The sequence below is a fragment of the Streptomyces sp. NPDC085596 genome (genome assembly GCF_044541565.1).
In the GTDB taxonomy this organism is placed as follows: Bacteria; Actinomycetota; Actinomycetes; order Streptomycetales; family Streptomycetaceae; genus Streptomyces.
On record NZ_JBITTC010000006.1, the window covers coordinates 112,354 to 131,856 of the forward strand.

20 protein-coding genes and 1 tRNA gene are annotated in these 19,503 nt (G+C 71.6%); 11 read left to right on the forward strand and 10 right to left on the reverse strand.

Annotated elements, in window-relative coordinates; all coding sequences use genetic code 11:
• Positions 1-65: 65 nt before the first annotated feature.
• Positions 66-584 (reverse strand): gluconokinase, encoded by a 519-nt coding sequence (locus ACIGA3_RS19265; protein ID WP_399717602.1) that lies wholly within the window; start codon positions 582-584, stop codon positions 66-68.
• A 141-nt stretch (positions 585-725) separates the two neighbouring features.
• Between ACIGA3_RS19265 and ACIGA3_RS19270 the strand changes: the two genes are divergently transcribed.
• Positions 726-1,427, forward strand: a complete 702-nt coding sequence (locus tag ACIGA3_RS19270; protein WP_399716914.1) for a FadR/GntR family transcriptional regulator — start codon at positions 726-728, stop codon at positions 1,425-1,427.
• 17 nt (positions 1,428-1,444) lie between these two features.
• Here the strand turns inward: ACIGA3_RS19270 and ACIGA3_RS19275 are convergent, their stop codons facing one another.
• The 5 genes from ACIGA3_RS19275 to ACIGA3_RS19295 all read right to left on the reverse strand — a co-directional run bounded on the left by ACIGA3_RS19275 (position 1,445) and on the right by ACIGA3_RS19295 (position 4,733).
• Positions 1,445-1,852, reverse strand: coding sequence for a YchJ family protein (locus tag ACIGA3_RS19275; RefSeq protein ID WP_399716916.1), 408 nt, complete (start codon positions 1,850-1,852; stop codon positions 1,445-1,447).
• A 236-nt stretch (positions 1,853-2,088) separates the two neighbouring features.
• Positions 2,089-2,937 (reverse strand): helix-turn-helix domain-containing protein, encoded by an 849-nt coding sequence (locus ACIGA3_RS19280; protein ID WP_399716918.1) that lies wholly within the window; start codon positions 2,935-2,937, stop codon positions 2,089-2,091.
• Positions 2,938-2,951: 14 nt separating this feature from the next.
• Positions 2,952-3,467 (reverse strand): DUF6879 family protein, encoded by a 516-nt coding sequence (locus tag ACIGA3_RS19285; RefSeq protein ID WP_399716920.1) that lies wholly within the window; start codon positions 3,465-3,467, stop codon positions 2,952-2,954.
• On the reverse strand, positions 3,439-3,693 hold the full coding sequence (locus tag ACIGA3_RS19290; RefSeq protein WP_399716922.1) for a hypothetical protein: 255 nt from the start codon (positions 3,691-3,693) through the stop codon (positions 3,439-3,441). The genes ACIGA3_RS19285 and ACIGA3_RS19290 overlap by 29 nt, the downstream gene beginning before the upstream one ends.
• A gap of 952 nt (positions 3,694-4,645) precedes the next feature.
• Positions 4,646-4,733: transfer RNA gene (locus ACIGA3_RS19295), tRNA-Leu, on the reverse strand.
• A gap of 188 nt (positions 4,734-4,921) precedes the next feature.
• Between ACIGA3_RS19295 and ACIGA3_RS19300 the strand changes: the two genes are divergently transcribed.
• The 3 genes from ACIGA3_RS19300 to ACIGA3_RS19310 all read left to right on the forward strand — a co-directional run bounded on the left by ACIGA3_RS19300 (position 4,922) and on the right by ACIGA3_RS19310 (position 7,751).
• Positions 4,922-6,247: a M20/M25/M40 family metallo-hydrolase gene (locus ACIGA3_RS19300; protein ID WP_399716925.1), complete on the forward strand. Its 1,326-nt coding sequence runs from the start codon at positions 4,922-4,924 to the stop codon at positions 6,245-6,247.
• A gap of 147 nt (positions 6,248-6,394) precedes the next feature.
• The gene (gene chpH / locus ACIGA3_RS19305; protein WP_350903157.1) at positions 6,395-6,628 is read left to right on the forward strand and encodes a chaplin ChpH; all 234 of its coding nucleotides are present in this window, start codon (positions 6,395-6,397) and stop codon (positions 6,626-6,628) included.
• Between the two features lie 121 nt (positions 6,629-6,749).
• Positions 6,750-7,751 (forward strand): chaplin family protein, encoded by a 1,002-nt coding sequence (locus ACIGA3_RS19310; protein ID WP_399716928.1) that lies wholly within the window; start codon positions 6,750-6,752, stop codon positions 7,749-7,751.
• A gap of 85 nt (positions 7,752-7,836) precedes the next feature.
• Here ACIGA3_RS19310 and ACIGA3_RS19315 read toward each other — a convergent pair whose 3' ends face one another.
• On the reverse strand, positions 7,837-8,025 hold the full coding sequence (locus ACIGA3_RS19315) for a DUF5703 family protein (RefSeq protein ID WP_093505037.1): 189 nt from the start codon (positions 8,023-8,025) through the stop codon (positions 7,837-7,839).
• A 47-nt stretch (positions 8,026-8,072) separates the two neighbouring features.
• Between ACIGA3_RS19315 and ACIGA3_RS19320 the strand changes: the two genes are divergently transcribed.
• Positions 8,073-8,765 carry a hypothetical protein gene (locus ACIGA3_RS19320; protein ID WP_399716931.1) on the forward strand — a complete coding sequence of 231 codons (693 nt, stop codon included), beginning with the start codon at positions 8,073-8,075 and terminating at the stop codon, positions 8,763-8,765.
• A 58-nt stretch (positions 8,766-8,823) separates the two neighbouring features.
• Here the strand turns inward: ACIGA3_RS19320 and ACIGA3_RS19325 are convergent, their stop codons facing one another.
• Both ACIGA3_RS19325 and ACIGA3_RS19330 read right to left on the reverse strand, forming a co-directional pair.
• Positions 8,824-11,214: a helix-hairpin-helix domain-containing protein gene (locus ACIGA3_RS19325; protein WP_399716934.1), complete on the reverse strand. Its 2,391-nt coding sequence runs from the start codon at positions 11,212-11,214 to the stop codon at positions 8,824-8,826.
• A gap of 152 nt (positions 11,215-11,366) precedes the next feature.
• The gene (locus ACIGA3_RS19330) at positions 11,367-12,350 is read right to left on the reverse strand and encodes an aldo/keto reductase (RefSeq protein WP_399716936.1); all 984 of its coding nucleotides are present in this window, start codon (positions 12,348-12,350) and stop codon (positions 11,367-11,369) included.
• 157 nt (positions 12,351-12,507) lie between these two features.
• Between ACIGA3_RS19330 and ACIGA3_RS19335 the strand changes: the two genes are divergently transcribed.
• Both ACIGA3_RS19335 and ACIGA3_RS19340 read left to right on the forward strand, forming a co-directional pair.
• Positions 12,508-13,563 carry an LLM class F420-dependent oxidoreductase gene (locus ACIGA3_RS19335; protein ID WP_399716938.1) on the forward strand — a complete coding sequence of 352 codons (1,056 nt, stop codon included), beginning with the start codon at positions 12,508-12,510 and terminating at the stop codon, positions 13,561-13,563.
• A gap of 464 nt (positions 13,564-14,027) precedes the next feature.
• Complete coding sequence (locus tag ACIGA3_RS19340) at positions 14,028-14,816, forward strand: ferritin-like domain-containing protein (RefSeq protein ID WP_399716941.1); 789 nt, start codon at positions 14,028-14,030, stop codon at positions 14,814-14,816.
• A 13-nt stretch (positions 14,817-14,829) separates the two neighbouring features.
• Here the strand turns inward: ACIGA3_RS19340 and corA are convergent, their stop codons facing one another.
• Positions 14,830-15,828 carry a magnesium/cobalt transporter CorA gene (corA, locus tag ACIGA3_RS19345; protein ID WP_399716943.1) on the reverse strand — a complete coding sequence of 333 codons (999 nt, stop codon included), beginning with the start codon at positions 15,826-15,828 and terminating at the stop codon, positions 14,830-14,832.
• A 98-nt stretch (positions 15,829-15,926) separates the two neighbouring features.
• On the opposite strand from corA, the gene ACIGA3_RS19350 reads away from it, so the two are divergent.
• The 4 genes from ACIGA3_RS19350 (at position 15,927) to mshC (ending at position 19,469) form a co-directional block, all read left to right on the forward strand.
• Complete coding sequence (locus ACIGA3_RS19350; protein WP_399716945.1) at positions 15,927-16,613, forward strand: histidine phosphatase family protein; 687 nt, start codon at positions 15,927-15,929, stop codon at positions 16,611-16,613.
• Between the two features lie 104 nt (positions 16,614-16,717).
• The gene (locus tag ACIGA3_RS19355; protein ID WP_399716948.1) at positions 16,718-17,308 is read left to right on the forward strand and encodes a DUF3090 domain-containing protein; all 591 of its coding nucleotides are present in this window, start codon (positions 16,718-16,720) and stop codon (positions 17,306-17,308) included.
• Positions 17,272-18,117 (forward strand): SCO1664 family protein, encoded by an 846-nt coding sequence (locus ACIGA3_RS19360; RefSeq protein ID WP_399716951.1) that lies wholly within the window; start codon positions 17,272-17,274, stop codon positions 18,115-18,117. The genes ACIGA3_RS19355 and ACIGA3_RS19360 overlap by 37 nt, the downstream gene beginning before the upstream one ends.
• Positions 18,118-18,239: 122 nt before the next feature.
• On the forward strand, positions 18,240-19,469 hold the full coding sequence (gene mshC / locus ACIGA3_RS19365; protein ID WP_399716954.1) for a cysteine--1-D-myo-inosityl 2-amino-2-deoxy-alpha-D-glucopyranoside ligase: 1,230 nt from the start codon (positions 18,240-18,242) through the stop codon (positions 19,467-19,469).
• The last annotated feature ends 34 nt before the right edge of the window (positions 19,470-19,503 follow it).

A 19,503-nucleotide genomic window follows, 5' to 3' on the forward strand; every position in this document is an offset into this window, starting at 1 on the left:
GGATTCGGGGGACATGAGGGGTGAAGAAAGGGGGGTACTGCGAAAGGGGGTACTGCGAGAGGGTGCTACGCGGAGGCGGCGGCGAACGCGGCCAGAGCCTCGGCCGCGCGCTCGGTGATCTCCTCGGGAGAACCGCTGACGTCGACGGCGACACCCGCCTCGTCGGCCTCCAGGGGCTGCAGCGTGGCGAACTGGGAGTCCAGCAGCGCGGTCGGCATGAAGTGACCCTGCCGCTGGGACATCCGGCTCTCGATGAGCTCGCGGTCACCGGTCAGGTGCACGAACACCGCTCCAGGAGCCTCGGCCCGCAGCCGGTCGCGGTACGACCGCTTCAGCGCCGAGCTGCTCACCACCCCGCCGAGGCCCGCCCGGCTGTGCGCCCAGCGCCCGATGGCGTCGAGCCACGGCCACCGGTCGGCGTCCTCCAGAGGGGTCCCGGCCGACATCTTGTCGATGTTGGCCTGGGGGTGGAAGTCGTCGCCCTCGGCGTACGGGACGCCCAGCCGGGCGGCGAGCAAAGGACCGATCGTGGTCTTGCCCGTCCCGGCGACGCCCATCACGACGACGACCTGGGGGGTGCGCATGACTGCCTCGCTGTCTTCTTCGACATCGACGCCGAACTCCGGCGTCGCCACACTGAAACCTATTAGGTACGACAAATTCAAGTGGGTGTGACATATAAGTCTGACTTTTTGAGTCTGTGATCCAGGCCGTACGCTGAGTGCATGAGCACACCGGGCCGGGGGCTGCACGGCCGCGTACTGGACACCCTCGGCCCCGCGATCACGGCGGGGGACTATCCGCCGGGCAGCGTGCTGCGCACCGACGAACTCGCCCAGCGGTTCGACGTGTCCCGCTCCGTCATGCGCGAGGCCGTCCGCGTACTGGAGTCCATGCACCTGGTCGCCTCCCGCCGCCGGGTCGGCGTCACGGTCCGCCCCAAGCACGAGTGGAACGTCTACGACCCGCAGGTCATCCGCTGGCGCCTGGCCGGCGCCGACCGCCCCCACCAGCTGCGCTCGCTGACCGTGCTGCGCTCCGCGATCGAACCCATCGCGGCGGGCCTCACCGCCCGCAACGCCACCGCCGAGCAGTGCGCCGAACTCACCGAGTGCGCCCTCGGCATGGTCGCCAACTCGCGCGGCCACAAGCTGGACCAGTACCTGATCCATGACATCGCCTTCCACCGGATCATCCTCACGGCCTCCGGCAACGAGATGTTCGCCCGCCTCGGGGACGTCGTCGCCGAGGTCCTCGCGGGCCGCACCCATCACGACGTGATGTTCGCCGACCCCGACCCGCCGGCGGTCACCCTGCACGTCCGGGTCGCCGAGGCCGTCCGCGCCGGCGACAGCGTCCGCGCCGAGGAACTGACCAGGGAGATCACGGTCGGCGCGCTCCAGGAGCTGGACATCCTGGTGCCGTAACGGCGGGTCTCAGGGCCTCAGTCGAGGAATTCCCCGTCCACGTACACCCACGCCCCGTCCACCCGCTCGAAGCGACTCCGCTCGCACAGTTCCCCGCCGCGATAGGACGCCCGGAACGTCACGGTCCCCCGCTCGTGGAACCCCGACCCGTCGGCGCGGTCGAGGATCTCCAACCCGGTCCACCTCATGCCAGGATCAAGATCGAGCTGCTCGGGCCGCTTACGCGGATGCCAGCTGTTCAACAGATACGCGACATCCCGCACGACGAACGCGGCATACCGCGAACGCATGAGCGTCTCGGCGGTGGGCGCAGCGGCCGCTCCGGCGTGGAACCGTCCGCAGCACTCCCCGTAAGCCTTGGGGAGTCCACAGGGGCAGGGCGTGGTGGGGGTGACGGGGGCGGGGCGGGAGGTGCGACGAGCCATGCGGGTCATTGTGCCGGACCGCTCCGCAGGGCAGGATCCGGCGGCACGACCCCGCCCTCGCCCGAGAAGACGATGTGCAGGTCTCCGTCCGCACGGCAACGCAGGCCCCAGGCAAGCAGCGTCGCGAGCACCTTGTGCTCGATCTCCTCCGTGGGCGAAATCCGAACCCCCTCCAGCGCACGCACCGTCCGGCCTACTGCCTCACCGCGCAGTGTGGTGTCTCCGTCACCCTCCACTCAGCCCAGTGACGCCAGTGCGGCCGTTATCAGAGAGCGTGCCGCGCTTCCTCGTACGGCCCCCTGCGAAAGCTGCTCGAAGGCTCGGGCGTACAGCTCGACCTGACTGGGCTGGGTGAGGGTGGAGGCTGCGTCCAGCGTGTCCGCGTGCACTCTGGTGTCGTCGAAGATCGTGAAGGTGGTCATGGGCCACACGGTCCGCTGTTCGGAGAACGGGACGATACCAACGGCGACGTTCTGCAGATCCATGACCGCGAGCAGATGGCCGAGCTGCGCCGCCATGGTCTCGGCGCCGCACAGCCGGTACCGCAGCACCGATTCTTCCAGGACGAACGAGAACCGCCGGGTGCCGTTGGCCAGCACCTCGTTACGTCTCATGCGGGCCGTCACCGCGTCGCTCACGTCGTCGGGGGTTCCCCGGAAGTGCGCGATGGACGACAGGAGTGCGGTCGCGTAACCGGGTGTCTGCAGGAAACCGGGGATCACATCGGAGACGTAGACGCGGAACATCCTGGTCTGCTGATACAGGTCGCCCGTGGACTCCTGCAGCCGGCGCAGACCGGTCCGCTGGAGTCGCCTCCACTGCACATGGGCGTCGGTGGACTGCCTGTTCGCCGCGATCAGGTCGGGGATCTGATCGTCGGCCGCGCAGGCACGGCACCACGCCCTGATGTCCGCGTCGGAGGGCGGCGTCCTGGCGTTCTCGATCCGGGAGGACTTCGATTCCGACCAACCGCACCTGGAGGCCAGCTCCCGCCCGGTGATCCCGGCGTCCTTCCGGATCTCACGGAGGCGGCCGGCGAGGCTTTCCCGTGCTTTCTGGACGCTGGAAGAGGGGTGCGGCGGCATGGAGCTGGCTTCCGTCAGATCGTGTACAGGTGGTGCGGGAGCGCTCGCTCCCAGACCGCTTCGAAAGCGGCGGAGCACAGTTTCACGGTCTCCGGATCCGCCGTGATCTCGTCCTCCACTACGACTCCGTCACCGGAGAAGTGGTGCACTCGGAGGAGCGCGCCGTCGAACAGCCAGAAGTCGTTACCCGGCAGAGAGATGCTCGTGGCCTGTCGTCGCGGCAGCCACCGCACCTCCTCGCCCGCCGTGACGTTGGCGTGTGTGACGTAGTGCTCCCAGCGGATGTACTCCGATACGGGCTCGGAAACTATCCGTGCCCGGCGGACCGATACGCCCCGGGCCACAGTCTCGGCGATCAACTGGTCGTACGGATGCCACCAGGATTCGCGGTCCTCCCAATCGATCCGCTCACCGCGCTTCCATGCCTCGAACCGTTCTGTCGAGGCGTAGCAATCACGCAGCTCCAGATGGATTGCAGACCGCTCACACTGGTTGAGCAGTTCAGCGAAGCTGGGCACGCTCGATGGCATCACATGCCTCCCTGATCAGCGGGATCATCCGGGCGGGAATCCTGACGATGGCTTCGTTGGCCGGTACTGGACCGTTCGCGGGACTGGTTGCCTCGCACTCCGACTGAGTCTCGGTGCTCGGCTTCCATCCTTGCAACAAGATCTCTTGAGCCTCCGCGTTCGCCCACACGGTGGGGCAGTGATCCCGGTCGGTGTCGGGGTCGATGCCAACGAACTCTACGGCCATGGCTCGCTCCTTCGTTCAGCACTTGCTTGGGCTTGCATAAGCTTCGTTGAACTGCTGATACAGCGTCAATAGCGCTATCAGACAGGCGAATTCGTGTGCAAGCTCGTGCAAGTTTATGGAGTCGCTGACGAGCTGACTCCTAACGTCGTTGCATCGCACAGATGAGCCGGGAGGCAGCAGTGTCACAGAAGCCGCATGGCTACCGCCTGACTGAGCTACCGGCCGAGCCTTCCGCCGTGCCGGGCTGCTCGGAGTGCCTGTCACTTTCGGTCGGCAGGAAGAACGCCCGATCGAGGGGTGACTACAGCGCCGTGTCCGACGCGAACGTCGAGCTGCGCAGGCATCAGGCGCAGGCGCACGCATCGTGATTGAGGAAACAGGTGAGCGGCTGTTCGCCGATCGCCCCTTGCTGGCTCTGCGTGTTTCGCGTGACTCGGGTCGAACGTGGGATGCCGAGCGGGCTGTGCTCGCCTCGGACGACCTTGCGCGGTTCCTCACGCCCGTATGGCCTCCGTGCGAGTGCGGACGTTGTTGCAGTCGAGCGGCCCGGTAGGCCCCGGCGCGGCTGTACGACGGCGCGGGGACCGTTTCTCCGCAGTGTGCTGTCCGTGCGTAGGACGGGGCGCCTTCGCCCCTGCGCTGCGGATGCTGGAAGAGTTTCGGGATCTGCGGCGCTGACCGAATAAACCAAGCCCCCGCCATTCGGCGGGGGCTTGGTTTATTCGGTCAGTGAGCCCTTTCCGCGTGGCCGCTGATCGGGTGATGGTGGCGCGCTCGGAGGGTGTCGCAACGCAGTACGGGCAGTCACGTATGGACGGAGCGCGGAAGCTCGCCGCCTCCGGTGCGGGCCGACTCGGCCTGTCGCCCCTGGTCTGACCTGGGGAGTCGCTGGGCCATTGGTCACGCCACAGCCCAGAAATGCAAAAAACCCCAGGTCAACTGGGGTCTCTGCTGGTGTCCGAGGGGGGACTTGAACCCCCACGCCCGATAAAGGGCACTAGCACCTCAAGCTAGCGCGTCTGCCATTCCGCCACCCGGACAAGGTGTCTGTCGTGCGGGGTGTTCCCCGCGGCGACGAAGGAAACATTACCAGGCTTTCGAGGGTGTCCGATCACCCCCCGGGCCCGGTCCCCGCCGTGTGAACGCCCTGTGGCGGGGTGGACGCGAACGGGCCGGGCAGGGGGAGGATGGGGGTGACCCACCAGCAGTGACAGCGGGAGGAAGCAGCGTGAGCGAGACGGACACGGCCAAGGGCGTCACCGGTGAGGACGAGGTCGTGGACCTCTGCCGCGAGCTGATCCGGTTCGACACCAGCAACTACGGCGACCACTCCGGCCCCGGCGAGCGCGCCGCCGCCGAGTACGTCGCCGGAAAGCTCGCCGAGGTCGGCCTTGAGCCGAAGATCTTCGAGTCGCATCCGGGGCGCGCCTCCACCGTCGCCCGTATCCAGGGCGAGGACCCGTCCCGGCCGGCACTGCTGATCCACGGCCACCTGGACGTCGTACCGGCCAACGCGGACGACTGGACCCACGACCCCTTCTCCGGCGAGGTCGCCGACGGGTGCGTGTGGGGGCGCGGGGCCGTCGACATGAAGGACATGGATGCCATGACGCTGGCCGTCGTGCGCGACCGGCTGCGCAGCGGGCGGCGGCCTCCGCGCGACATCGTCGTCGCCTTCCTGGCCGACGAGGAGGCGGGCGGCACCTACGGCGCCCGGTACCTGGTCGACAACCACCCCGAGCTGTTCGAGGGCGTCACCGAGGCCATCAGCGAGGTCGGCGGCTTCTCCTTCACGGTGAACGAGCAGCGGCGGCTTTATCTGATCCAGACGGCCGAGAAGGGCATGCACTGGATGAAGCTGACCGTGGCCGGTACCGCCGGGCACGGCTCGATGATCCACCGCGACAACGCCATCACCGAGCTGTCCGAGGCCGTCGCCCGCGTCGGCCGCCACAAGTTCCCGGTGCGGGTCACCAAGACCACCCGCGCCTTCCTGGACGAACTCGGCGACGCGCTCGGCACCGAACTCGACCCGGAGGACATGGAGTCCACCCTCGCCCGGCTCGGCGGCATCGCCAAGCTCATCGGCGCCACCCTGAGCAACACCGCCAACCCCACCCAGCTGAACGCCGGTTACAAGGTCAACGTCATCCCCGGCGAGGCCACCGCCCACATCGACGGCCGCTTCCTGCCGGGCTACGAGGAGGAGTTCCTCGGCGACCTCGACCGGCTGCTCGGCCCGAATGTGCGCCGCTCGGACGTCCATGCGGACAAGGCCGTCGAGACCAGCTTCGACGGAGCCCTCGTGGAGGCCATGCAGTCCGCGCTGCTGGCCGAGGACCCGATCGCGCGTGCGGTGCCGTACATGCTGTCCGGCGGTACGGACGCCAAGTCGTTCGACGACCTCGGCATCCGGGGCTTCGGCTTCGCGCCGCTCAAGCTGCCGCCGGAGCTGGACTTCGCCGGGATGTTCCACGGCGTGGACGAGCGGGTTCCGGTGGACGGGCTCCAGTTCGGCGTGCGGGTGCTCGACCGGTTCATCGACGCCTCCTGAAGCCCCCGGACAGGGGTAATCAGGCAGGCGTACGAGATCAACTGAGAAGAGTGAATGCGCCGATAAGCTCGTAGCCCGATTACTTCCTCCTCGTTACAGGTGATGCGACCCCGCACCTTGGGGCCGCGTTTCCAACTAGGAGGAATAATGATCAAGAAGGTCGTCGCTGCCGCGGTTGCCACCGGTGGACTGGTCCTCGCGGGCGCGGGCATCGCCGCCGCCGACGCGGGTGCCAGCGGTGCCGCCGTGGGTTCGCCCGGTGTCCTGTCCGGCAACGTCGTCCAGGTGCCGGTGCACGTTCCGGTGAACGTCTGCGGCAACACGGTCAACGTGATCGGGCTCCTGAACCCCGCCTTCGGCAACACCTGCGTCAACGACTGACGTCAGCTGTTCGAGGGGCGTTTTCAGCGAACCGTCGGCCCCGGAGCGCGCATCATGCGCTCCGGGGCCGACCGGTTTTCGCACCCAGTCGAAGCAGGGAAATCCCAGGGGGGATCAGAACATGCGACAGGGCACCCGTAAGGGCCTGATGACCATGGCGGCCGCGTCCGGAGTGATCGCCGCCGCCAGTGGATACGCACACGCCGACTCGGGCGCGGCAGGCTCCGCCGCCCGCTCGCCCGGCGTACTGTCCGGCAACACCGTGCAGGCCCCGGTCCACGTACCGGTGAACGCCTGCGGCAACACCGTCGACATCGTCGGACTGCTCAACCCGTCCGTGGGCAACGCCTGCGGCAACGGCGCGCGGGGTGGTCCGGGGGGCGCGCACGCCGGCGGACGCACCACCGACTCACCGGGCGTCGGGTCCGGCAACACCGTCCAGGCCCCGGTCGACATCCCGGTCAACCTGTGCGGCAACAGCGTCGATGTCATCGGCGTGGGGAATCCGGCGGGGAGCGACAAGTGCGGGAACGGCGGCCAGGGCCGCGCCCATGAGAACCCGCCGGGGCAGCCCGGGCAACCGGGGAACCCCGGTCAGCCCGGGAATCCGGGGAACCCCGGTACGCCGGGGCAGCCGGGACACCCCGGTCACCCCGGTACGCCTGGGCATCCCGGTCACCATGGGAACTCGTGTCCTCCTGGCCACCATGGCCACCACCCCGGTCACCCTGGGAACCCCGGCCATCCGGGCCATCCGGGCCACCCCGGGAACCCCGTTACACCCGGCACCCCTGGGAACCCCGGTACTCCGGGCAACCCCGGCACCCCGGGCCAGCCCAGCAACCCCGGTACTCCGGGAACTCCGGGCCGGCCGAGCACCCCCGGCACCCCGACCCAGCCCCACACCCCGAGTACTCCCGCCACCCCCACCACCCCCTCCACCGGCCGTGGCCACACCCCGCAGGGGTCCTCCCAGGTCGGGTACCAGGGCGGCAGCCGCGCCGCAGGCGGTCAGCTCGCCCACACCGGTGGTGACCTGCCGCTGGGCCTCGCCCTGTCGGCCGGCGCGGGCGCGGTGCTCGCGGGCGCGGTCCTGTACCGCAAGGCCTGGAACGCCGCCTGACCCCAGGTGTGACCCGAATGACGGAGCGGGCCCCTGCCGTGTCACGGCGGGGCCCGCTCCGATCAGTCTTTCCGCTGGCGCGCCCTCACCACGTGGCACGCACCTGGCGGATGATCCGCCGGCGCAACCGCACCCTGCGGCTGCCATCGCGCATCAGGCTCAGTCGGTCCAACTCCCAGTGTCCGTACTCGGCATGGTCCGTGAGGAGACGCGTCGCCTCGTTGCGGGACACCCCGCGCGGGACGTACACGTCGACAAATTCGTATTCCGGCATCGCATCTATTGTGCGGTCTGGTGCCCGGTACGGATAGCGTCTGCACTATGTCTGATGCTGCGCAGCCCACCGCTGCCGAGGTACGCGCCGCCGCCGAGGCGGTCAAGACCGCGCTCGACCGCCACCTGGCGGCCGTCGAACGCAGGACGGGTGACGACGACCCGGCCGTCTACGAGGCGTTCAATCAGCTGGCAGCGGCCGCCGAGGTGTACGACGAGCTGCTCTACGACCGCTACGACGAGGTCACGCCCTTCGAGATCCCCGGCGCCGACGACTCGCTGCCGCCGTACGCGGGCCCCGAGGACCCCCATGCCGTCAGCGTCCTGATCCGCCGCGACTACACCGTGGCCGAACCCCAGCGGCTGCTGGCCCAGGCCCAGCGGGTGGAGGCCGCGGAGTTCGAGGACACCCTCACGGACGACGACACCGCGAGCACCGTCCCCGGCGCGCTCGGCATCCTGTTCGGCGAGTTCGAGCCGGACGAGATCGCGTCCCGGCACCGCGAGTTCGGACTCGCGGAGGGCGACTCCACGCTCTGGGTCACCGCGGCGGAGGAGGCGGCCGAGCCCGGCGAATGGCTGGAGGCCCCGTTCGAGGAGGCCGACCCGCAGCACGTGATCTGCCGCTTCGACGTCAGCGCGGTCTTCGACCGGGACGACAGCGACGACACCGACGAGCCGCACGAGACCCTGGACGAGTCGGCCGACGACGACCTGGAACCGCTCGACCGCGACCGGTGAACGAGCGGCGGTGCCCGTACCGGAGCGATCCGGTACGGGCACCGCCGTGTTTCCGGGCTCAGCCCACCGGAGGAAGCTGCACCCGCAGCAGCGTCCGCAGCCGGGTCGTACGCGGCTTGGCCACGCTCTCCGCCACCGCCTTCGGCAGCGCCTGCTCCACCCCGTGCACCACGGACAGATGCCGCTCCGCCCGGCCGAACGCCGTGTACACCCACGGCCTGGTCAGCACCGCAGCCGCGTCACCCGGCAGCACCACCACGGCGGCGAGCCAGCGGCCGCCCACCGCCTGGTGCGCGGTCAGCGCCCAGCCGTGCCGCACCCGGCTCTCCACCAGCTCCCTGGGCACGACCACGGGTCCGCCCGCGCACTCCAGATGCAGCCCCTCCGCGTCCGCCCGCACGACCCGGCCCGGCACCGTACGGCCCGGCGCGGGGGAGTGGACGATCCGGTCACCGGGGTCGAAGCCGCCGAACCGGCCGGGGCCGGGGTTCAGCCGCTCCTTCAGGACCGTGTTGAGCGCACGGGTGCCCGCGGCGCCCCCGTGCCCCGGAGTGATCACCACCGTCTCCTCCGGCGGGACCCCGAACGCGCGCGGCACCGAGTCCACCACCAGCTGCGCCGTACGGTGCACCGCCTCGCCCGCGTCACGCACCGGGACGATCACGATCTCCTTGCCGGGCGCCTCGACCTGGTTCAGCTCGCCCACCCCGATGCCCGAGACCAGCTCGCCGAGCGGGCCTGGATCGGGCACACGGGAGGCGACCTGCGGACAGGCGGGCACGGCGAGCAGATCCGCGAAGACCCGGCCGGGACCGGCCGACCACAGCACCGCCGGGTCACCACTGAGGACGAGGCGGGCCCCGTCCGGCAGCGACTCGGCCAGCATCGCGGCACCCTCCACGTCCAGCTGGGGCGCGTCCAGCACGATCAGCAGATCGAGGTCCAGCGCGCCCTCCGCGTCCCGGCCGGGGCCCGACGCGCCGGACAGCAGGCCCGCGACCGTGCCCACGGCGCCCGAACCGGGCTCCTCGCCCAGCTGTGCGGCGAAGCGCCGGGCGCCGTCGGGGGTGTGGCAGACCGCGAACGCGCGCAGGCCGGCCGCGCGGGCGGCGCCGAGCAGCGCGGCCGGTTCGGTACGGGCCGCCTCGCCACCGGTGTGCAGCACCAGGCCGTGCCCGGCGACCTGGCGGGCGAGGGCGGCCGCACCGCCGGAGAGCGCGGCCACGGCCGACTCCCAGGGCTCCTCCGCCTCTTTGGCCAGCGAGTTGACCAGCCGGGCCAGCGCGTCCGCGAGGCTCTCCTCGGCGAGCGCGTACCGCTCCAGGCCGGCCAGGACGCGGACCGGGACCTCCTCGGCCTCCTCGTCGTCGTCATCCGTCGCGCGGGGTGCCGGCTGGGCTCCGGGCTCCTCCAGGGCGTCCTGGAAGACCAGCGCGTCGCCCTCCGCGAGCGCGCTCTGCACGGCCTCGTCCGGGTCCGGCACCGCCCGCTGCCCGAGGGCCTCGGTGAGCGCCGGGAGGTCCAGCGCGGTGTGCCCGGCCAGTGCGGCCTGCTCCAGCAGCCACACCGTCAGCGCGCGCCCGCGCCGCTCGTCGTCCGGACGGCACTCCGCGCCCAGCAGGGCCCGCGCGAAACCGTCGGCCTGCTCCGGCCGCACGCCCGCGACCCGCAGCAACTGCCAGGGGTCGGCGCGCAGCGCGTCCTCGGCGCCGTCACCCAGCGCGGCGGCCACCTGGGGTGCCAGCGTCTCCGGCGCACCGCCCTCGGTCAGCACCGCGCGTACGGCGCCCACGGCCTCCGCGTCGGGCGCGGGAGCAGCCCGCACGGGCTGCGGACGCCGCTCGGGTTCGGGCGCGGGGCGGCGCGGCGCCGGAGCGGGCTCCACGAAGGCCGGGGCGACCGGCTTCTCCCCGCTCTCCACCGCCCGCACGGCGGCCAGCAGATCGGCCGCCGTCCCGCTCAGCTTGCCGCCACTCTGGACAGGCCCCTGCTTCTCGGCCTTCCGCCGCGCGATCCGCTCCCGCTCCAGCCGCTGAGCCGCCAACTCGGCCTCGGCCTCGGAGGGCGCGGCCACGCCTTCGGCGGACTCCGAGGTCGCGCCGTCGGCGGCCGGCGACTGGTCCGACGCGCCGTCCCCAACCTCAGCCGTCCGGCCACCGCGCTCTCCGTCACCGGCGTCCGCTTCGGCCCCGCCGCCTCCGGCCTCGGAGACCGCGTCCGCGCCTCCGGCCGCCTCGGCGCGTGGCGCCTGCCCCGATGCACCGGAGCCGTCCCCGGCCTCAGCCGTCCGGCCACCGCTCTCTTCGTCAGGAGCGGCCACATCGGCTCGGCCTTCCCTGGCCTCGGGCACCGCGGCCGGGCCTTCGGCGGCCGACGCACCGGCATCATCCCGGCCGCCACCAGCCGCCTCGGCCGTCCGGCCACCGGTCTCCTCAACGCCGACGGACATTTCAGCCCCGTCCTCGGACACCCCGCCCGCGTCCTCGGCAGCCTCGGCGGACGGCGCCCGGTCAGCATCGGCCCCGGGCTCAACCTCCGCTGCTCCGCCGGAGGCGTTCTCCTCCGTGCTGCCGGCAGGCGTCTGCGGGTCCGGCTCCGTGGTCACAGGGTGCTCCAGTCGTGATCGGGATAGCGGTGCACGGGCGCCGACACATCGTCCAGCGCCCGGCAGATCTCGTCAGGAAGACTAAGCGCCTCCACCGACAACGCCGCCGCGAGCTGCCGCGCGTTGCGTGCGCCGACGATGGGGGCGGTCACGCCGGGCCGGTCCCGGACCCAGGCCAGGGCCACCTGGAGCGGGGTGACGGCGAGCCCGTCGGCGGCCGTGGTCACCGCGTCCACGATCCGGCTCGCGGTGTCGTCCAGGTACGGCTCGACGAAGGGCGCCATGTGCTCGGAGGCGCCGCGCGAGTCGGACGGCACCCCGCCCCGGTACTTCCCCGTCAGCACCCCCCGGCCCAGCGGCGAGGAGGGCAGCAGGCCGATCCCCAGGTCCAGCGCGGCGGGCAGCACCTCGCGCTCGGCGCCCCGCTGGAGCAGGGAGTACTCCAGCTGCGTCCCGGCCAGGCGGGTGCGGGTGCCCGGCGCGGCCAGCTGCCAGGTGGCCGCCTTGGCGAGCTGCCAGCCACAGAAGTTGGACACCCCCGCGTACCGGGCGCGCCCGCTGCTCACGGCGAGGTCCAGCGCCTGGAGCGTCTCCTCCAGCGGGGTGTCGGGGTCGTGGCAGTGGATGTGCCACAGGTCGACATGGTCGGTGCCCAGGCGCTCCAGGGAGGCGTCCAGGGCGGCGAGCAGATGCCCCCGTGAGCCGTCGGCCCGGCGCTCGAGGTCGGGTACGCTGCCCGCCTTGGTGGAGATCACCAGGTCCTCGCGGGGCACCAGGCCGTCCGTCAGCTGTCCGAGCAGGTATTCGGCGCCCCCGTCGCCGTACACGTCCGCGGTGTCGACGAGGGTGCCGCCCGCTTCCCAGAACGCCTTCAGCATGTCCGCGGCGTCGTGCTCCTCGGTGTCCCGGCCCCAGGTGAGGGTGCCGAGTCCGATCCGGGACACGCGCAGGCCGGTACGGCCGAGATGCCTCTGCTCCATGTGCGCGAGATTACTGGCCAGAGCTGGTGCCGTGGGTTGCCTGTGGACAACGGGACCGGCCGCGGCCCCGTGGAACATCCGAGGCGGGGTGGGCCGCGCGGCAATGGGTCGCTAAGGTCGGCCGCAGATACGTTACTTGCGAGTAAGGGGATCGGTCATGCAGCTCGGGATCAACCTCGGCTACTGGGGCGCCGGGATGGACGGGGACAACCTCGCCGTGGCGCAGGAGGCCGACCGCCTCGGCTACAGCGTCTGCTGGGCCGCCGAGGCGTACGGCTCCGACGCCGCCACGGTGCTCAGCTGGGTGGCCGCGCAGACGGAGCGGATCGACGTCGGCTCGGCGATCTTCCAGATCCCGGCCCGCCAGCCCGCCATGACCGCGATGACCGCGGCGACGCTCGACTCCCTCTCCGGCGGCCGCTTCCGCCTCGGCCTAGGCGTCTCCGGACCGCAGGTCTCCGAGGGCTGGTACGGCGTCAAGTTCGACAAGCCGCTCGCCCGCACCCGCGAGTACGTGGAGATCGTCCGCAAGGCGATGACCCGCGACCGACTGTCGTACGAGGGCGAGCACTGGACGCTGCCGCTGCCCGGCGGCCCCGGCAAGCCGCTCAAGCTGACCGTGCACCCGCAGCGCGAGCACATCCCGCTCTACATCGCCGCCATCGGCCCCAAGAACCTGGAGCAGACCGGCGAGATCGCCGACGGCGCCCTGCTGATCTTCCCGTCCGCCGAGCACCTGGAGGACACCGCCGTCGCGCATCTGCGCGCCGGCCGGGAGAAGGCGGGCAAGACCCTCGACGGCTTCGACATCTGCCCCACCGTGCCGCTCGCGCTCGGCGAGGACGCCGACGTGGCCCGGCTCGCCGACACCTTCCGCCCCTACACCGCGCTCTACGTGGGCGGCATGGGCAGCCGCAAGCAGAACTTCTACAACCGGCTCGCCCAGCGCATGGGGTACGAGAAGGAGGCCGCCGAGATCCAGGACAAGTACCTCGCCGGTGACAAGGACGGCGCCGCGGCCGCCATTCCGCACGACCTCATCGACAAGACCACCCTGCTCGGCTCCGTCGACCGCATCGCCGACCGTATGAAGGCGTACGCGGCGGCCGGCGTCACCACCCTCACGCTCGCCCCGGCCGGCTTCACGCTGGAGGAGCGGATCGCCGCCCTGCGCGGCGGCGCCGAGGCCCTGGAGCGCGCCGGCCTCGCCTGACCGGGGCCGGGGGAGAGGTCCGCGGCCGTGGTGGGGGCTCGGGGAGTCTTCCCCGCCACGGCCGTCACGGGGAACAACGCGCCGGGACGGACGGGGTTACGCCCCCGCCCGTCCCTCCTTCGGCCTAGGGCCTGTCTTCCGGATCTTGCCGGGGTCGCGGGGTCTGACACGCCCTCCCCCAAGCTCTGCGAGCAGGGGGGACCCCCAGCGGCGTTGTCGTCGGTCTCCCCCAAGCTCTCGGCTCCGCTCGAGCAGGGAGGGACCCCCATCGCTCCGCGCGTCGACTCCCTCCTCCGCCTTGCAGCTGCACGCACCAGACCCCGCTCGGGTCGGCCAGAAGGCACCGTCGGCCCGAGCCGGCCTGATCCGGAAGAAAGGCCCCAGCGCGGCCGATCTCCTGTTGCGCGCCCCCTTGACCCGCATTTGACTACTTCTCTGCGGAACCGTGCAGAGAGGGGCCCGCGATGCTTTCGGCCAAGAGCCTGTTCCAGGAGATCCTCGACGACGACGCGTCCTTCCGGCTTTTCTGCTCCATCGCCGCCGGCGGCGAGTCCCAGGGCGGCTGGGAGAACGGCAGGATCGCCGCCCTGGTGCCGGAAGGCGCACGCGGCCTCGCGCCCAGGATCGCCCGGCACGGCGCCGACGAGGACAAGCACGGCCGCATCTTCGAGGCCCTGCTGCGCAAGCGCGGCCTGAAGCCCGTCGAGGTCCCGCCCGACACCGACTACACCATGCTCCTCGAACGGCGCGGCATCGGCCTGGCCCACGACAAGCTCAAGGCCGACCGGCCGCTGACCGAGCACGACATCGTCATCTACCTCGCCCACAGCCGCGTCACCGAACAGCGGGCCTCCGAGCAGATGCGCATGCTCCGCAAGCACTTCGGCGGCCACCCCGACGTGGGCCGCGCCGTGCGGATGATCTCCCACGACGAGGACAACCACCTCGCCTACTGCCACGAGGAACTCCTGCGCCTGGCCCACGCCGGACACGGCCGCGCCATCCAGCGCGTCCTGCGCGAGAGCGCGCTCGCCGAGATCCGGATCTACCGGGACGTCAGCCTCGCCGTCATGGCCCACATGGGCCGCGTCCTTCGCTGGTCCCGCGCGAAGAGCGCGCTCCTCGCGGCCGGTATCCACGCCCTGTACGCGTGGGAACGGGCCTTCGGCTGGCGCCGCATGGTCACCCTGGAGATGCCCGAACGGCGCGACGCACTCGGCGGGCCCGCCCCCAGGGCCACCGAATTCGCGTGAGCCGAAGCGTGAACTACAGCCAGCCGCGCCGTTTGAAGTTCCGGTACAGCAGAAGTTCCAGTACCGCCATCACCGCGACCACCGTGGGGTAGCTCCACATCCAGCGCAGCTCCGGCATGTGCTCGAAGTTCATGCCGTAGATCCCCGCGATCAGTGTCGGGATCGCGGCCATCGCCGCCCAGGACGAGATCTTGCGCATGTCGTCGTTCTGGCGCACGCCCATCTGCGCCAGATGCGCCGAGAGGATGTCGGACACCAGCCGGTCCAGACCCTCCACCGACTCGTTGACGCGGGTCAGATGGTCGTTGACGTCCCGGAAGAACGGCCGCGCGGCCGCGTCCACGAACGGCACCTGGGTCACGGACGGCCCCATCCCCGACAGCCGGGTCATCGGCACCGTCAGCGGCACCGTCGCCCGGCGGAACTCCAGCACCTGCCGCTTGAACAGGTAGATCTTGGACGCGGTGCCCCGCGAACCCGCGTCGGACGGGGAGAACACCTCCGCCTCCAACTCGTCCAGGTCCGTGCCCAGTTCGGTCGCCACCTCCAGGTACTCGTCCACCGTGGCGTCCGCGACCGCGTACAGCACCGAGGTCGGCCCGTGCCGCAGCTTGTCGGGGTCCGCCTCCAGGCGCCGCCGCACCTCCGGCAGCGGCGAGGACTCGCCGTGCCGCACCGTCACCACGAACGAGTCGCCGAGGAAGAGCATGACCTCGCCCGTGGTCACCGTGTCGCGCGAGGACTCGTAGAACACCGGCTTCAGCACCACGAACAGCGAGTCGTCGTACACCTCCAGCTTGGGGCGCTGGTGGGCCTTGAGGGCGTCCTCGACCGCCAGCGGGTGCAGGCCGAACACCTTGCGGACCTGCTCGAACTCCTCCGTCGTCGGATCGTGCAGCGCGATCCACACGAACGCGTCGTCCGCCGAACGCGCCTCCCGCAGGGCTTTCGCGGGGTCGTCGGACGAATCGGTCCGATGCCCGTCACGGTAGATGGCACAGTCGAAGATCACGGAGTGCATTCTCCCGCCGTCCTGCCCCGCACGCACTCGGGGTCCATGAATCGCCGCCCCGGATCACCACCCGGCGGCGCCGGTCTACGCTGGGCCGCATGCCCACCCTGATCCTCGTTAGGCACGGCCGTTCCACCGCCAACACCGCAGGGCTCCTCGCCGGCTGGACACCCGGCGTCGCCCTCGACGAACGCGGCACGCAGCAGGCCGCCGCCCTCCCCGGCCGCCTCGACGGCCTGCCCCTGCGCGAGATCGTCCTCAGCCCCCTCCAGCGCTGCCAGGAGACCGTACAACCCCTGCTCGACGCCCGCCCCGACCTGCGCCCCCACACCGACGACCGGATCGGGGAGTGCCACTACGGCGACTGGTCGGGCCGCAAACTCGCCGAGCTGAAGGACGAACCCCTGATGGAGGTCGTCCAGAGCCACCCCTCCGCCGCCGCCTTCCCCGGCGGCGAGTCCATGCGCGACATGCAGGCCCGCGCCGTCGCGGCCGTACGCGACTGGAACGCGCGCGTGGAGAGCGAGCACGGCGCCGACGCCGTCTACCTGATGTGCTCCCACGGCGACATCATCAAGTCGATCGTCGCCGACGCCCTCGGACTCCACCTCGACCTCTTCCAGCGCGTCTCCGTGGAGCCCTGCTCCGTCACCGCCATCCGCTACACCCGGCTTCGGCCCTACCTCGTCCGCCTCGGCGAGACCGGCGACCTCGCCTCCCTCGCCCCCCGCGAGACGCCCCCGGACGACGACGCACCGGTCGGGGGCGGTGCGGGCGCACCGTGATCGCCGCCCGCAGTAGGGTGAGGCGGTCGGCCGCGCGGCGTGCCCGCACACCCGCACCGACCGCTTGAACCGCTCGAACGATCTCGAACTCATGGAGACAGGACGTGTCCCGTCAGGTGTTCCTCTACGACCCGCCGGACCGCTTCGTGGCCGGCACGGTCGGACTGCCCGGACGCCGTACGTTCTTCCTCCAGGCCACCGCGGGCCCGCGGGCGACCAGCGTGGCCCTGGAGAAGGCCCAGGTCGCCGCGCTCGCCGAGCGCATGGACGAACTCCTCGACGAGGTCGTACGCCGTAGCGGCGGCAATGCCGCGGTGCCCGCCGTCGCCCCCGTCGAGATCGCCGACACCGCCCCGCTGGACACCCCCGTCGAGGAGGAGTTCCGCGTCGGGACCATGGCTCTGGCCTGGGACGGCGAGGAACAGCGCATGGTCGTCGAGGCCCAGGCCCTGGTGGAGCTGGACGCCGAGACCGCCGAGGACCTGGCCGAGGCCGAGGAACGCCTCCTCCAGGACGAGGAGAACGGCCCCCCGATGCTGCGGGTCCGGCTGACCGGCGCGCAGGCCAGGGCCTTCGCCAAGCGCGCCCTCGACGTCGTCAACGCCGGGCGGCCGCCGTGTCCGCTGTGCAGCCTCCCGCTCGACCCGGAAGGACACGTATGTCCGCGCCAGAACGGATACCGCCGGGGAGCGTGAGCGCCGCGGAGACGGGAACCGACGCGGACGCCGCCGAACTGCTTGCCCACGGCGAGCTGACCGTACGCGGCCGCATCCGGGACGCCTCCAACGCCGCCCTGTTCTGCGCCGTCGCCCTCGACGGCCGCGAGGCTCCTTGCGTCTACAAGCCCGTGGCTGGGGAGCGCCCCCTGTGGGACTTCCCCGACGGCACCCTGGCCGGCCGTGAGGTCGCCGCCTACGAGGTGTCCGAGGCGACCGGCTGGGGCCTGATCCCGCCGACCGTGCTGCGCGACGGCCCCTTCGGCGAGGGCATGTGCCAGCTCTGGATCGAGGTGAGCGCCGACGCCGAACTCCTCGCGCTCGCCGAGGGCGAGGAAGCCGGGCCCGGCTGGAAGGCCATCGGCCTCGCCGAGGTCGGCGAGGGCCGCACCGCGCTGCTCGTGCACGCCGACGACGAACGGCTGCGCCGCCTCGCCGTCCTCGACGCCGTGATCAACAACGCCGACCGCAAGGGCGGCCACCTCCTGCCCACCGTCGCCGGCCGCCTCTACGGCATCGACCACGGCGTCTCCTTCAACGCCGAGAACAAGCTGCGCACCCTGCTGTGGGGCTGGGCGGGCGAACCCCTCACCGAGGACGCCGTCACGGTCCTCGGCGGCCTGCGCGACACCCTCGCCGCGGGCGGCGCCCTGGCCGCGAAGCTGGCCCCACTGCTCACCCCGGCCGAGATCGACGCCACCCGCGCACGCGTCGACGGCCTCCTCGCCACCGGCCGCCACCCCGAACCCACCGGCGACTGGCCCGCCATCCCCTGGCCCCCGGTCTGAGGCCGACGGGCACGGGCGAGCACGACACGGCGCCCGGCGCAAGAGTGCCCATCCGGCCATCCGGCGGCCTTGGGCGCGATCCGGTTCGTAGCCCCAGCTCATGGCCGGTTACGCTCATGTACATGCATGCCTGGCCCGCTTCCGAGGTCCCCGCCCTGCCTGGTCAGGGCCGCGACCTGAGGATTCACGACACCGCGACCGACGGTCCGGTCACCCTCGACCCCGGTCCCGTCGCCCGGATCTACGTCTGCGGCATCACGCCGTACGACGCGACCCACATGGGTCACGCGGCGACCTACAACGCGTTCGACCTCGTCCAGCGCGTGTGGCTCGACACCAAGCGGCAGGTCCATTACGTCCAGAACGTCACCGACGTCGACGACCCGCTGCTGGAGCGCGCGACGCGCGACGGCGTCGACTGGGCCGCGCTCGCCGAGCAGGAGACCACCCTGTTCCGCGAGGACATGACCGCCCTCAGGATGCTGCCGCCCCAGCACTACATAGGCGCCGTCGAGGCCATACCCGGCATCGTCCCGCTCGTGGAACGGCTGCGGGATCTCGGCGCGGCCTACGACCTGGACGGCGACGTCTACTTCTCCGTCGACTCCGACCCGAACTTCGGCCAGGTCTCCAACCTGGACGCGGCCGCCATGCGCGCGCTGTCCGCCGAGCGCGGCGGCGACCCGGACCGGCCCGGCAAGAAGAACCCGCTCGACCCGATGCTGTGGCTGGCGGCCCGCGAGGGCGAGCCCAGCTGGGACGGCGGCTCGCTCGGCAGGGGCCGCCCCGGCTGGCACATCGAGTGCGTCGCCATTGCCCTGGACCACCTCGGCATGGGCTTCGACGTGCAGGGCGGCGGCTCCGACCTCGCCTTCCCGCACCACGAGATGGGCGCCTCCCACGCCCAGGTGCTCACCGGCGAGTTCCCGATGGCCAAGGCGTACGTCCACGCGGGCATGGTCGGCCTGGACGGCGAGAAGATGTCGAAGTCGAAGGGCAACCTCGTCTTCGTCTCCGCGCTGCGCCGCGACGGCGTCGACCCGGCCGCCATCCGGCTCGCCCTGCACTCACGCCACTACCGCGCGGACTGGGAGTGGACCGACCAGGTGCTCCAGGACGCCGTGGACCGGCTCGGCCGCTGGCGTGCCGCCGTCTCCCGCCCGGACGGCCCCTCCGCCGACGCACTCGTGGAAGAGGTCCGCGAGGCCCTGGCCGACGACCTGGACGCGCCCGCCGCGCTCGAGGCCGTGGACCGCTGGGCGGCCCGCCAGGAGAGCGAGGGCGGCACCGACATCGGCGCCCCCGGCGTGGTCAGCCGCACCGTCGACGCGCTGCTCGGCGTGGCGCTCTGACCTGACAGAACAAGTGGGGCGGCACCCGGCCGGG

Coding starts and splice junctions, on each gene's coding strand:
- ACIGA3_RS19265 (WP_399717602.1), bottom strand. CDS start 584: ATGCGCACCCCCCAGGTCGTCGTCGTGATGGGCGTCGCCGGGACGGGC.
- ACIGA3_RS19340 (WP_399716941.1), top strand. CDS start 14,028: ATGCTTTCGGCCAAGAGCCTGTTCCAGGAGATCCTCGACGACGACGCG.
- chpH (WP_350903157.1), top strand. CDS start 6,395: ATGATCAAGAAGGTCGTCGCTGCCGCGGTTGCCACCGGTGGACTGGTC.
- mshC (WP_399716954.1), top strand. CDS start 18,240: ATGCATGCCTGGCCCGCTTCCGAGGTCCCCGCCCTGCCTGGTCAGGGC.
- ACIGA3_RS19360 (WP_399716951.1), top strand. CDS start 17,272: ATGTCCGCGCCAGAACGGATACCGCCGGGGAGCGTGAGCGCCGCGGAG.
- ACIGA3_RS19315 (WP_093505037.1), bottom strand. CDS start 8,025: ATGCCGGAATACGAATTTGTCGACGTGTACGTCCCGCGCGGGGTGTCC.
- ACIGA3_RS19325 (WP_399716934.1), bottom strand. CDS start 11,214: ATGTCCGTCGGCGTTGAGGAGACCGGTGGCCGGACGGCCGAGGCGGCT.
- ACIGA3_RS19320 (WP_399716931.1), top strand. CDS start 8,073: ATGTCTGATGCTGCGCAGCCCACCGCTGCCGAGGTACGCGCCGCCGCC.
- ACIGA3_RS19335 (WP_399716938.1), top strand. CDS start 12,508: ATGCAGCTCGGGATCAACCTCGGCTACTGGGGCGCCGGGATGGACGGG.
- ACIGA3_RS19275 (WP_399716916.1), bottom strand. CDS start 1,852: ATGGCTCGTCGCACCTCCCGCCCCGCCCCCGTCACCCCCACCACGCCC.
- ACIGA3_RS19310 (WP_399716928.1), top strand. CDS start 6,750: ATGCGACAGGGCACCCGTAAGGGCCTGATGACCATGGCGGCCGCGTCC.
- ACIGA3_RS19290 (WP_399716922.1), bottom strand. CDS start 3,693: ATGGCCGTAGAGTTCGTTGGCATCGACCCCGACACCGACCGGGATCAC.
- ACIGA3_RS19350 (WP_399716945.1), top strand. CDS start 15,927: ATGCCCACCCTGATCCTCGTTAGGCACGGCCGTTCCACCGCCAACACC.
- ACIGA3_RS19270 (WP_399716914.1), top strand. CDS start 726: ATGAGCACACCGGGCCGGGGGCTGCACGGCCGCGTACTGGACACCCTC.
- ACIGA3_RS19280 (WP_399716918.1), bottom strand. CDS start 2,937: ATGCCGCCGCACCCCTCTTCCAGCGTCCAGAAAGCACGGGAAAGCCTC.
- ACIGA3_RS19285 (WP_399716920.1), bottom strand. CDS start 3,467: ATGCCATCGAGCGTGCCCAGCTTCGCTGAACTGCTCAACCAGTGTGAG.
- ACIGA3_RS19330 (WP_399716936.1), bottom strand. CDS start 12,350: ATGGAGCAGAGGCATCTCGGCCGTACCGGCCTGCGCGTGTCCCGGATC.